Here is an 11841-nt window from a genome sequence, read left to right on the forward strand (position 1 = left end):
GCGAAGCGGCTCTGCGGGCTGCCCCGATCTGGTATGATGGCAAGCGCGTCGAAGGCGTGAGAAGGCGTGATCCTCGTGGTCCGGCAGGTTCTCGGGGGCGTGGCGGAATTGGCATACGCAGCGGACTTAAAATCCGCCTCTTCGGATTGTGGGTTCGAGTCCCACCGCCCCTACCATGAACACCCCTTGTGCTATCATGCTTATCTCGCGCACCCATCTGTTAGCTTGCGTACCCACCTGTCAACCTGCGGCAAGAAAGCGCTATGGAAAACATCAACGAGATCCTCGCGGGCGTCGATCATGCGCCTGCCACTTTCGAAGAATATCTCACCTGCTATGCCGACAAGGTGGGCGAGCTCATCAACGGCTACATCCCGCGCGGCAGCCATCCTGACATGGACCGCTACCTCTATGCGCCGCTGTTCGCGTACAGCCAGAACGGCGGCAAGCGCCATCGCCCGCTGATCTGCTTCGCGGCGTGCATGGCCGTGAGCGGCGACGTGGTGCGCGCCACGTCGGCGGCCGCGGCCATCGAGCACTTCCACACCGCGGCGCTCATCCACGACGACATCGCCGACGAGGCCGAGCTGCGCCGCGGCGAGCCGTGCCTGCACCTCACGGAGGGGCTGGGCCTCGCCATCAACATGGGCGACTTGGCGCTGTCGCTCGTGAACGGCACGGTCATGGACGATCCCGCGCTCGACGACGCCACCAAGGTGCGCGTGGTCACCGAGCTCATCAACATGACGCGCCGCACCATCGAGGGCCAGGCGCTCGACATCGGCTGGGCGCGCGACGGCCGCTATGACATCACGCCGGAGGACTACCTGGTCATGGCCACGCACAAGACCGCGCACTACTCGGGCGCGGTGCCGCTGGCCATCGGCGCCATCATCGGCGGCGGCACGGAGGCGCAGGTCGAGGCGCTGCGCAACTACGGCCTCGACACTGGCCTCGCCTTCCAGATCCAGGACGACCTGCTGAACCTCATCGGCACCGAGGAGAGCACCAAGAAGGACTTCCGCAACGACATCACCGAGGGCAAGCGCACGCTCGTGGTGGTGCACGCGCTGCAGAACTCGCCGGCGCGCGACCGCCTCATCGAGATCCTCTCGTCGAAGGAGAAGGACCCGGCCGTGTTGGCCGAGGCCGTGCAGATCATGGAGGAATCGGGCTCGATCGACTACGCGCGCAGCTACGCCGAGAACCTCACGTCCATCGCGAAGAACCGCCTGATCGACATGGTGGGCCCGTCGTCGTCGCGCGAGCTGCTCGTCTCCATGGCGGACTGGTTTGTGAACAGGCTCAAGTAGGGCTGCGGCGGACAAGCGAGGCGGATGTGATGAAGACGATCAAGCGAGGGGACTCAGGGGCTGCGGTCGAGGACGTGCAGCAGCGCCTCATGCTGGTGGGCCACTTGACGCAGGACCAGGTCACGGGTTTGTATGACGAAGTCACGGCGACGGCGGTGCGCGAGTTCTGCCTCAACATGCACTTTGGCGCGCTCGACGAGGTGACCGACAAGGTGTGGGCGGCGCTCGTCGACGCCTCCTACAACCTGGGCGACCGCACGCTGTACCTGCGCATGCCCTACTTCCACGGCCACGACGTGCTTGAGCTGCAGCAGGCGCTCGGCGCGCTCGGGTTCTTCTGCGGGACTGAGGACGCCATCTTCGGCGCGCACACCGAGCTCGCGCTGCGCAAGTTCCAGACGAACATGGGGCTTCCCTCCGACGGCATCGCCGGCGCCTACACCTACGCCTCGCTGCGCAACCTGCAGCACTCGTGGGTGGGCAAGGAGGCCTCGCACCTGTCGCGCCCCATCGGGTTCGCCCGCGCGGCCGACGTGCTCGAGTCGCATGCGCTGTGCCTGTTCGGGACGTGCGAGTTCACGCGCTCGGTGGCCTCGCGCATGTCGAACCTGGCGGTGGCCACCAACCCCTCGTCGAAGATCGTGAGCGCCGACGCGCTCTCGGTGGCTCCGGACGAGTCCATGCTGCTCGTGCACGTGTCGATGGAGGTCGCGGAAGGCGAGCAGGCCGTCCCCGTGGTGGCCTACGCCGACGAGGAGACGCTCGCCGTGCGGTTGAAGGGCGCGCTCGCCGCCGCCCGCGGCGCCTGCCCGCCGCGCGTCGTGGTGGTGCTCCCCGGGCGCATGTGGGAGGACGCCGGGGCCGACCGCAGCGCCCAGCACTTCGCCATCACCCTGCTCGACGCCCTCTGCGCCGCGCTCTCCTGATCTTCCGCCCGTCCTGACGCCATAAACAACCAGGGGCTCTGCGTTCGCGCGCTTTTTCGCAGTGGTACAATAATGCGGTTTTCCACCCTCAGGCAATCCAGGAAGAGGAGTCCTACATGGCACGTCCCATGACCATGGCGGAGAAGATTCTCGCCGCCCATGCGGGGTTGGACGAAGTGGAGCCGGGCCAGCTGATCGAATGCGATCTCGACCTCGTGCTCGCCAACGACGTCACCGCACCCATCGCCATCAAAACCGTCCGCCAGATCTCCGAGCGGGTGTTCGACCCGGAGAAGGTGGTCTTGGTCCCGGACCACTACGTTCCGAACAAGGACATCAAGAGCGCCGAGCAGGCCAAGATCGTGCGCGACTTCGCGCGCGAGCAGGGCATCACCCACTACTACGAGGTGGGCTGCATGGGCGTCGAGCACGCGCTTCTGCCCGAGCAGGGCGTCGTGGGCGCGGGCGACCTGGTCATCGGCGCCGATAGCCACACCTGCACGTACGGCGCGCTCGGCGCGTTCACCACGGGCGTGGGCTCCACCGACGCGGGCGTGGGCATGGCAACCGGGCGCGCGTGGTTCAAGGTGCCCGAGACCATCAAGTTCGTCATCGACGGCAAGCTGGCCGCGGGCGTGACCGGCAAGGACGTCATCCTGCACATCATCGGCATGATCGGCGTGGACGGCGCGCTGTACAAGGCCATGGAGTTCACGGGGTCCGCCATCGAGGCCCTGCCCATGGACGAGCGCCTCTCCATCTCCAACATGGCCATCGAGGCGGGCGGCAAGGCCGGCCTCATCCCGGTCGACGACGTGACGCGCGCCTACATGGACGGCCGTACCGAGCGCCCCTACACCGCGTACTACTCTGATGGGGACGCGCAGTTCTCCCAGGTCATCACCATCGACGCGGCTGACATCGTGCCGACGGTGGCCTTCCCGCACCTGCCGAGCAACACGCGCCCGGTCGCCGAGGCGCGTGACGTGAAGATCGACCAGGCCGTCATCGGCAGCTGCACCAACGGCCGCCTCGACGACATGCGCCAGGCCGCGGCGGTGCTCAAGGGCCGCAAGGTGCACCCCGACGTGCGCTGCATCGTGATCCCCGCCACGCAGAAGGTGTACCGCCAGTGCATGGAGGAGGGCCTCATGGACATCTTCCTCGACGCGAACTGCGCGGTGTCCACCCCCACGTGCGGGCCGTGCCTCGGCGGCTACATGGGCATCCTCGCCGCGGGCGAGCGCGCCATCGCCACCACGAACCGCAACTTCGTCGGCCGCATGGGCGACCCCACGAGCGAGGTGTACCTCTCCTCGCCGGCCGTCGCTGCGGCGAGCGCCGTGCTCGGCCACATCGGCCTGCCGGAAGATCTGGACTAACGTCTTCCCGAGCTGAAGGGATAGAATAGAGCATCCGAAAGGAAAACGCAGATGCAATTCAAGGGAACCGCTCATCGCTACGGGCGCGACGTCGACACCGACGTCATCATCCCGGCGCGCTACCTGAACACGTCCGACCCAGCTGAGCTGGCGAAGCACTGCCTGGAGGACCTCGACGTCACGTTCGTCGAGCGCGTCCGTCCCGGCGACATCATCGTGGCCGACGAGAACTTCGGCTGCGGCAGCTCGCGCGAGCACGCGCCCATCGCCATCAAGGCCGCGGGCGTCGACGTGGTCATCGCCAAGAGCTTCGCGCGCATCTTCTACCGCAACTCCATCAACACGGGCCTGGCCATCATGGAGTGCCCCGAGGCCGTTGACGCCATCAAGCAGGGCGACGTGGTGAGCGTCGACGCCGACGCGGGCCTCATCACTGACGAGACCACGGGCGCGACGTTCACCGCCCAGCCCTTCCCGCCGTTCATCGCCGAGATCATCGAGGCGGGAGGTTTGGTGAATCGCTGGAAGGCGAAGCTGGCGTAAGCCGGGCGGTGCTATCATGGGCGCATGCGCCCGCATGCGGGTTTCGAGCATGCGGACTTTCCGATCTCGAAGGAGCGTGTGGTCATGACGCAAGGCGCATCAGACTCGCAGGACTCGTCGGACCTTCTCCGGCAAATCACCCCATCTTGGATAGCGCGACCCGAGGGAGACGCTCCCTCGGGCGCGCTTGTCTCAGCCGCCGCATGGCGCGCGCCGCTTACGCGCCGCGGCTTTTTCGCGGCGTCGGCGTTGGCGGCCTCGACGCTCCTCGTCGGCGCGCCCCACGTGCCCGGCTCATCGGGCGCACCCGGCGCGTGGGGCCTCGGCGCGCAGCCGGCCTGGGCGGACGACCCCGACAACAACGTGGGCGACAAGCTGTCCGACTACATCATCCGCCTGCGCCCCAAGGGCTTCCTGCGCACGGTGAGCGTGCACGGCGACGGCACGGTCGTCGGGCAGGTGTGCTGGCTCTACCAGCAGGGCACCTCGAGCAAGCACCACCTGTCGTACCATCCCGACCTCGGCGGGTACTCCATCCACACGATGTCCAACTTCGAGGAGAAGAAGCTCTCGTCGAACAACGTCTGGTCGGTTGACGGAGACAGCAGAGACGAGGGGAAGGCCATCCACGTGTGGAGCGGCGGCTACGACGAGAAGGCAAGCCGCGTGTTCAAGTTCAGCCGCCAGGACGACGGCACCTACCTCATCAAGAACGTGAACAGCGGCAGGTACCTCTCGCTTGAGAACGTCAACGACGACACCAACGAGAACAAGGTGGTGCAGCGCGGAAGCGCGATGGCGTGGGAGGTCGAGATCGTCGGCGTGGGCGTGGCCGGCAGCTCGGACGACGACGTAGACGAGCGCTACCCCACCTCCCAGTTCTGCAAAAGCTACAGCAGCTTCCCGCTCGGCCCCTGCTGGATGGGCTCGATGACGGCCGTGGGCGGCGACACGCTCCTCTCGGCGATCTCCCTGCCCGGCACGCATGACTCAGGCGCGCTCAGCATCGACAACGACACCGAGCCGCAGACCTCCATGGCCAAGTGCCAGCAGGACTACATCCCCACGCAGCTCAACCTGGGCATCCGGTATCTGGACATGCGCCTGGGAAACGGTGACGACCCCGGCGTGAACCACGGCGGCATGTACGCGTACCGCAAGGACCATACGGGCTTGAAGCTCTCCGACGTCTTCGAGTACTGCAAGACCTTCCTGGGCGCGAACTCGACCGAGACCATCGTCATGCTGGCCACGAACTCCGACGGCGACAACGCCAAGATCACGAGCGCCTTCGCGAAGTACCTGGGCGAGAAGAAGCCCGACTCCGACGAGACGTGGTTCTACGACGGCAGGCACGTCCCCACGCTTGCCGAGGCGCGCGGCAAGATCGTGCTCTTGCGCCGTTTTACGCCGGAGGGGGCCGACAAGGACGCGTACCAGTACGGCATTGACCTGCACGACTGGGATGCCAAGGTGGAGGCGAGCGGCGAAGACGGGCTCGCCCTCATCCACGAGGAGCTGGTCGAGGAGAAGAGCGGTGATGCCGTCACGGATCGCCGTTACACCACCGTGTACGCGCAGGACAACTACAACGTCCCCGCTGACGACAAGCCTCCCTACGTTGACACGGCGCTCGCGGACGCGGAGGGGCTCCCCGATGACGCCACGCAGAAGGTCAAGGTCACGGAAGACGGCCAAGAGCAGGAGGTAAGCGTCCCCAAGGCGAACTACGCCATCAACTACACGTCGAGCTCGCGGTTCGTCCACTCGTACAGCAACCCGTTCTACGCCGCCCAGGCGATGAACGAGCATTTGTACAAGAGCCCCTACTTCTACAACGACCGCGTGAACACGTCGTCGAGCAAATGCAAGTTCATCGGCATCATCCCGTCTGACTTCACGGACGCGGTGCTCGCGCGCAGCATCTACGAGCGCCAAGTGCTCCAGCCGTCGTTCACGCCTGGCGCTTGCGCCGTGCCGCCCGACCAGGTGACGCTCACCTATGGCGACGACTTCGCGAGCGCGCAGTTCGCGGGCGGCGGAAGGTGCGGCAAGGACTACTACAGGCTGACGGGCGCCTCGGCGCCGCTCGACGTGGCGCACGCGGGCGCGGGGCTCGGCGCCACGTGCGCGCTGACGTACGTGTCGGTCGACCCCTTCGGCCCCGAGCGCGAGGCCTGGTCAAAGGAGGGCGTCCCCCTCACGGTGCTGCCGCGCCCGGTGAGCCTGGTGTGGGAGGGGATCGACGGGCTCGTCTCGGCCGCCGACGTGCGCTCGAAGGTGGTGGCGAAGCTGCAGAACGTCATCGACGGAGACGACCTCTCCGCGCGCCTGGAGTTCTGCTACGATAGCGGAGGCGCGCCGGGCGCTGCCGTGGACGCCTCGAAGCTCGGGGCGCTCGGCGAGGGCACCTACTGGGTGCGCGCCGCGGGGCTTGCCGGCGAGAAGGCGGTGGACTACGAGCTGGTCGACGACGGGCGCGTCAGCTTCACCGTGTCGCGCGCGAGTGCTGACGGCGCGGGCGCGGGTTCGGGCTCGGCTGGCGCTGCTGGCGCTGCGGGCGCGGGCGAGGCGGCGGGCACGCCGCTGGCACCGACCGGCGATGACGCGGACGTCGCGAGCATGGCGGCCGGCGCCGTCGCCGCTGCGGCAGCCGTTGCCGCGGCGGGCGCGTACGCGTGCGCCTCCGCCGACGACGGCGCGGGCGCGGTGCGCTGAGGGGTCTGCGCGAAACGTGCGCGGACTCGGGTTTTTGAAAGGAAGAGCATGACGAACTACAAGATTTGCCTGCTGCCGGGTGACGGCATCGGGCCGGAGATCATCGCCGAGGGCGTGAAGGTGATGAACGCGGCGGGCGCGAAGTACGGTGTCACGTTCGCGTGCACCGAGGCGCTCATCGGCGGCTGCGCCATCGACGCGGCGGGCACGGCGCTGCCGGACGAGACGCTCGAGGTGGCGAACGCCTCCGACGCCGTTCTGCTGGCGGCGGTGGGCGGCCCGAAGTGGGACACCACCGACCCGGCCAAGCCGCGTCCCGAGCAGGGGCTTCTGGGCATCCGCAAGGCGCTGGGCCTCTACACCAACCTGCGCCCCGTGCAGATCTTCAGCGCGCTGGCCGACGCCTCCACGCTCAAGCCCGAGGTCATCGACGGGGTTGACATGATGATCGTGCGCGAGCTCACGGGCGGTTTGTACTTCGGGAAGCGCGAGCGCTTCTACGACGAGGAGGGCGCCGGCGCGCTCGGCGCGCGCGGGCAGCGCGCCTACGACACGCTCGAGTACCGCGAGTACGAGATCGAGCGCATCGCGCGCCAGGCGTTCGAGGCCGCGCGCAAGCGCCGCGGCAAGGTGACGAGCGTCGACAAGGCAAACGTGCTCGAGACGAGCCGCATGTGGCGCGAGATCGTGCACCGCGTGGGCGCGGAGTACCCTGACGTGGAGCTCGAGGACCTGCTGGTGGACAACACCGCCATGCAGCTCATCAACCGCCCGGCCGACTTCGACGTGGTGGTGACCGAGAACATGTTCGGCGACATCCTGTCTGACGAGGCCGCGCAGATCACGGGCTCGCTCGGCATGCTGGCGAGCGCGAGTCTGGGCGACGGCGTGGCGCTCTACGAGCCGAGCCACGGAAGCGCGCCCGACATCGCGGGACGCGGCATCGCCAACCCGCTCGCGCAGATCCTCTCGGTGGAGATGATGCTGCGCTACAGCTTCGGCATGACGGAGGCCGCCGACGACATCAAGCGCGCGGTGACCGAGGTACTCGACGAGGGCTGGCGCACCGGCGACATCAAGGACGCCGAGACGCCCGCCGACCACGTGGTGGGCACTGTGCAGATGGGCGACCTGGTAGTCGCGCACCTGTAAGGCCGATCGCAAAGGAGAGATCATATGAGCAACACGTTTAAGCTGGCCGTGCCGACGCTGGGCGAGGCGGGCCTGGAGGGTGAGCGCAGCGGGCACTTCGGCCACTGCGACTGCTTCACCATCGTCGACATCGCCGACGGCGAGATCACCGCGGTGGGCGAGCTGGCCAACCCGCCGCACGAGGAGGGCGGCTGCCTGCGCCCCGTCAAGCTGCTGCACGACGCGGGCGTCGACGCCATCGTGGCGGCCGGCATGGGCATGCGCCCGATGATGGGCTTCGCCGACGCGGGCATTACGGTGTACTTCGAGAACCGCACGCCGAACGTAGGCGACATCGCCAAGCTCGTGGCCGCGGGCGAGGTGCCCACCATGGGCCCCGAGAACGCCTGCCACCACTAGGCAGCGCCGCCACTGGGCACCAAAGCACCAAGGGCAAGGCGCCCGCCAGCTGGCGGGCGCCTTGCCCTTCTCGTGTCATCCTGAGCGAGCGAAGCGAGTCGAAGGATCTGGCTCCGGGCGCGGCGCGCCCGCATGCGCAACGCGCTCGCAACCAGATCCTTCGACTCCGCGCCCTGCGGGCGCTCCGCTCAGGATGACATGAGGGGGGGGGAGCGCTTCGTGCGAAGTCGCTCGGGATGACATAGGGGACGTGGGGCGCGGCTGTGCTCAGGACATGGGGATGCGGAGCGCGGTCGTGCTCAGGATGACGCACGGGGGCGCAGGATGACACGGGGACGCGCCTCTATTGCGTCCCTTTATCGCGGCATCCACTTGCCTAGCATGCGCGCGAGCGACTCGATCTCCAGGGGCTTCGCCATGTGGTCGTTCATGCCCGAGGCGCGCGCGTGGCGGATGTCCTCGACGAACGCGTCGGCGGAGAGCGCCACGATGGGGATCTCCCCCAGGTCCGGCCGCTCGACGGCGGCCGCGCGAATGGCGCTCGACGCCTCGTAGCCGTCCATGACCGGCATCTGGATGTCCATCAGCACGATGTCGTAGTAGCCGGGCTCGTGGTCGAGCAGCATGTCGACGGCCAGCTTGCCGTTCTCGGCATGCTCCACGACGGCCCCGGTCATGCCGATGAGCTCCTCGGCGATGGCGGCGGCCATCATGTTGTCCTCGGTCAGAAGGACGCGCTTGCCGGAGAAGGCGAGCCCCTCCAAGATGGCCCGCTCGTCCGTCGCATCCGCGGTCTTCCCCGACAGCACCTCCTGCATCACCCGCACGAGGCGGCTGCGGAACAGCGGCTTCGAGATGAACGCGTCCACGCCGATCTCGCGCGCCTCCTGCTCGATCACCGACCAGTCGTAGGCGGACAGGATGATGATGGGAATGCTCTTGGTGGCGACCTCGCGGATGCGCCTCGCCGTCTCCAAGCCGCTCATCTGGGGCATGCGCCAGTCCAAGATGACGGCGCGGAACGCGTCGTCGGCGGCTTCGGCGGCCTGGACGGCGTCGATGCCCTCCTGGCCGGAGAGCGCGAAGGCGGAGCGCATCCCTATGTTGTCGAGCAGCGTGCAGGCCCCCTCGCAGGCGACCTTCTCGTCGTCCACCACCAGCACGCGCACGCCTTGCAGGTCGCTGAGGTCCTCGCGGCCCCCGTCGCGCAGCTTCAGGTGGACCACGACGGTGAACGTGGTGCCCTCACCCTCCTTCGACGTGACGTCAACGGTGCCGCTCATCAGCGAGACGACGCTCTTCACGATGGCCATGCCGAGGCCCGTGCCCTCGATCTTGGACGTGCGCGAGTCGTGGGCGCGCGCGAAGGGCTCGAAGATGACCTCCAGGAACTCCTCGCTCATGCCGCAGCCGGTGTCGCTGAAGGTGAACTCGTAGCAGCCGCATTCGGGGATGCGGCTGGGAAGCTCGGCGATGTGCAGCCCGATGGTGCCGCCCTCGGGGGTGAACTTCACGGAGTTGCCCATGATGTTCACGAACACCTGCTGGAGGCGGGTGGGGTCGCCGATCACGTGCTCGTGCTTGATGTTCGTCAGCTCCACCTTGAGCTGCTGCCCCTTCGAGGCGATCTGGGGGCTCATGATGCTGATGAGGCTCTCGATGGACTCGGACAAGTTGAAGGGCTCGTCTGTCAGGCCGATGGAGCCCGACTCGATCTTCGCCATGTCGAGCACCTCGTTGATGAGTCCGAGCAGGTGCTTGCTCGCGGCGGTGATGTTGTTGAGGCACTCGTGCACGCGGTCGGGGTCGTCCGCGTGCATGCTGGCGATGGCGGTGAGCCCCATGATGGAGTTCATGGGCGTGCGGATGTCGTGCGACATGGAGTTCAAGAAGTCGCTCTTGGCCCGGGAGGCGTGCTCTGCCGCCTGGAACGCGTCTTCCAGGGCGAGGCGGCTCGCGATCTCCCGCTCCTTGGCGCTGGTGATGTCCTGGATGGCGACGAGCAGGCTGATCGGCTCGCCCGCGGCGTCGCGGTTCAGGCACAGGGTGGAGGACTGGAGCCAGCGGCCGCCGGCCTCGTCGGATGTCCGCCACTCGTTCTTGACGTAGGGCTCTCCCGCGCGAAGCGCCTTCTTCGCGTCGTCCTCGTCGAGGAAGAGAGCGGCCGGCGCGCCGCCGGCTGAGCCGTCCATCTGCGACTCGAAGTAGGCGCGCAGGTCGCGGTAGCTGCCCTTCGCGGGCAGGCTGCTCTCGGCGTTGTCGTTCTTCAGAAGCTCGTAGGTGCCATCTGCCAGGTTGATGGACAGCAGGTTGTTGAAGAGGTCCGTCGACACGTCGATGATGCGGGTGGCCTCCTGCCGCTCGAGCAGCAGCTCCTGGTTCCGCGCCCGCGCTTGCAGCAGGAAGACCGCGATGATGACGACGCTCGCGATGAGCATGCCGGCGACGACGATGATGCCGGAGGCGTTCGCCTCCGAGATCATGCTGTTGGTGATGGCCGAGGGGAACGAGCGCACGAGCACCCAGTCGTAGGAGGGGAGCTTGACCAGGAAGGTGTTGCCCGTCCCCTCGGACGTGCGGTACGTGAAGTCGGCGGAGGCCCCCGTGGAGGTGTCCTCGACCAGGTCGTTGATGTCGGCGCCGTCAAACTCCTTGTCGGCGAACACCTCGCTGATGTTGTCGGCGTTCTCCCTGGTGGGGTCAGCTTGCGCAACCACGGTGCCGTCGGCTGTGCACAGGTAGGTGGGGGTGGTCTGCCCGTAGAACTCGGTGGTCATGGCCCCGACGAGGGTGTCCTCGTGGAGCACCGACACCAAGACGCCGAGGATGTCCTCGCCGTCGTAGACGGGGGCGTAGAAGGCGAGGATGTTGCTGCCGTCGAACAGGGCGCTCTCGACGAAGCACACCCCGCTTTCGCCCTGCATGCCCGCCTGGTAGTAGTGCCGGCTCGAGGCGTCGGCGGTGACGCCTCCGCCGTTGTAGGCGGTGCCGTCGGCGGCGACGAAGAACGTGTTGTCGAACTGGGAGGCGGCGTAATCGGCGACGACGTCCTCGAAGCTGATGTCCTCGTCCTTGAGCGCGCGTTCGCAGATCTTGGCGGCGCCCCTCAGGTTGTTGAGGGCGCCGTCGAACACGTCGTTGACGCGCCGCGCCGTCTGGTTGGCCGACGTCTCGAGGTACTCGTTGGTCTGGCTGATGACGCGCTGGGCGTTCACGTTCATGAACAGGAGCAGCGCCACGGCGAGGATGGCGACGGCTGCGCAGATCGCCAGGAAGCGGTTGCGCGTCTCTTTGTCGGTGCGTGGCTTGCTCATCAGTGACCTCATGTGCTCGGGGAGTTGGCCGTTCGCACGAGGCGGTTCGCAGGCTCGTGCGCGTTGCTGCCATTATAGCGCAGGCCATTATAGA

General features: G+C 67.3%; 8 protein-coding genes and 1 tRNA gene. 8 read left to right on the forward strand and 1 reads right to left on the reverse strand.

The genetic code is table 11. The features are described from left to right. Window positions 1-93: 93 nt before the first annotated feature. The 8 genes from G7Y50_RS06660 to G7Y50_RS06695 all read left to right on the forward strand — a co-directional run bounded on the left by G7Y50_RS06660 (window position 94) and on the right by G7Y50_RS06695 (window position 8433). Window positions 94-176 (forward strand) — tRNA-Leu (locus tag G7Y50_RS06660). 87 nt (window positions 177-263) lie between these two features. After that, window positions 264-1313 carry a polyprenyl synthetase family protein gene (locus tag G7Y50_RS06665; RefSeq protein ID WP_165055475.1) on the forward strand — a complete coding sequence of 350 codons (1050 nt, stop codon included), beginning with the start codon at window positions 264-266 and terminating at the stop codon, window positions 1311-1313. A 29-nt stretch (window positions 1314-1342) separates the two neighbouring features. Next, entirely contained in the window at window positions 1343-2239 is an 897-nt protein-coding gene (locus G7Y50_RS06670; protein ID WP_165055478.1) for a peptidoglycan-binding protein, read from the forward strand. A 116-nt stretch (window positions 2240-2355) separates the two neighbouring features. Further along, window positions 2356-3621 carry a 3-isopropylmalate dehydratase large subunit gene (gene leuC, locus G7Y50_RS06675; RefSeq protein WP_165055490.1) on the forward strand — a complete coding sequence of 422 codons (1266 nt, stop codon included), beginning with the start codon at window positions 2356-2358 and terminating at the stop codon, window positions 3619-3621. Between the two features lie 51 nt (window positions 3622-3672). After that, window positions 3673-4164: a 3-isopropylmalate dehydratase small subunit gene (locus G7Y50_RS06680; RefSeq protein ID WP_165055495.1), complete on the forward strand. Its 492-nt coding sequence runs from the start codon at window positions 3673-3675 to the stop codon at window positions 4162-4164. An 84-nt stretch (window positions 4165-4248) separates the two neighbouring features. Continuing rightward, window positions 4249-6882, forward strand: coding sequence for a phosphatidylinositol-specific phospholipase C domain-containing protein (locus tag G7Y50_RS06685; RefSeq protein ID WP_165055509.1), 2634 nt, complete (start codon window positions 4249-4251; stop codon window positions 6880-6882). A 48-nt stretch (window positions 6883-6930) separates the two neighbouring features. Then, window positions 6931-8034 (forward strand): 3-isopropylmalate dehydrogenase, encoded by a 1104-nt coding sequence (gene leuB, locus G7Y50_RS06690; RefSeq protein WP_165055513.1) that lies wholly within the window; start codon window positions 6931-6933, stop codon window positions 8032-8034. 24 nt (window positions 8035-8058) lie between these two features. Beyond that, entirely contained in the window at window positions 8059-8433 is a 375-nt protein-coding gene (locus tag G7Y50_RS06695; protein ID WP_165055516.1) for a NifB/NifX family molybdenum-iron cluster-binding protein, read from the forward strand. Between the two features lie 356 nt (window positions 8434-8789). Here G7Y50_RS06695 and G7Y50_RS06700 read toward each other — a convergent pair whose 3' ends face one another. Then, a complete protein-coding gene (locus G7Y50_RS06700) occupies window positions 8790-11747 on the reverse strand; it encodes a hybrid sensor histidine kinase/response regulator (RefSeq protein ID WP_165055519.1) in 2958 nt (985 codons plus the stop codon). Between the last annotated feature and the right edge of the window lie 94 nt (window positions 11748-11841).

It is taken from the genome of Adlercreutzia sp. ZJ176, from assembly GCF_011038975.1.
In the GTDB taxonomy this organism is placed as follows: domain Bacteria; phylum Actinomycetota; class Coriobacteriia; order Coriobacteriales; family Eggerthellaceae; genus CAAEEV01.

What these genes read in the sequence shown, in the direction of transcription:
- G7Y50_RS06695 (WP_165055516.1), top strand. Translation starts at nt 8,059, where the DNA reads ATGAGCAACACGTTTAAGCTGGCCGTGCCGACGCTGGGCGAGGCGGGC.
- G7Y50_RS06700 (WP_165055519.1), bottom strand. Translation starts at nt 11,747, where the DNA reads ATGAGCAAGCCACGCACCGACAAAGAGACGCGCAACCGCTTCCTGGCG.
- G7Y50_RS06670 (WP_165055478.1), top strand. Translation starts at nt 1,343, where the DNA reads ATGAAGACGATCAAGCGAGGGGACTCAGGGGCTGCGGTCGAGGACGTG.
- leuB (WP_165055513.1), top strand. Translation starts at nt 6,931, where the DNA reads ATGACGAACTACAAGATTTGCCTGCTGCCGGGTGACGGCATCGGGCCG.
- G7Y50_RS06685 (WP_165055509.1), top strand. Translation starts at nt 4,249, where the DNA reads ATGACGCAAGGCGCATCAGACTCGCAGGACTCGTCGGACCTTCTCCGG.
- leuC (WP_165055490.1), top strand. Translation starts at nt 2,356, where the DNA reads ATGGCACGTCCCATGACCATGGCGGAGAAGATTCTCGCCGCCCATGCG.
- G7Y50_RS06680 (WP_165055495.1), top strand. Translation starts at nt 3,673, where the DNA reads ATGCAATTCAAGGGAACCGCTCATCGCTACGGGCGCGACGTCGACACC.
- G7Y50_RS06665 (WP_165055475.1), top strand. Translation starts at nt 264, where the DNA reads ATGGAAAACATCAACGAGATCCTCGCGGGCGTCGATCATGCGCCTGCC.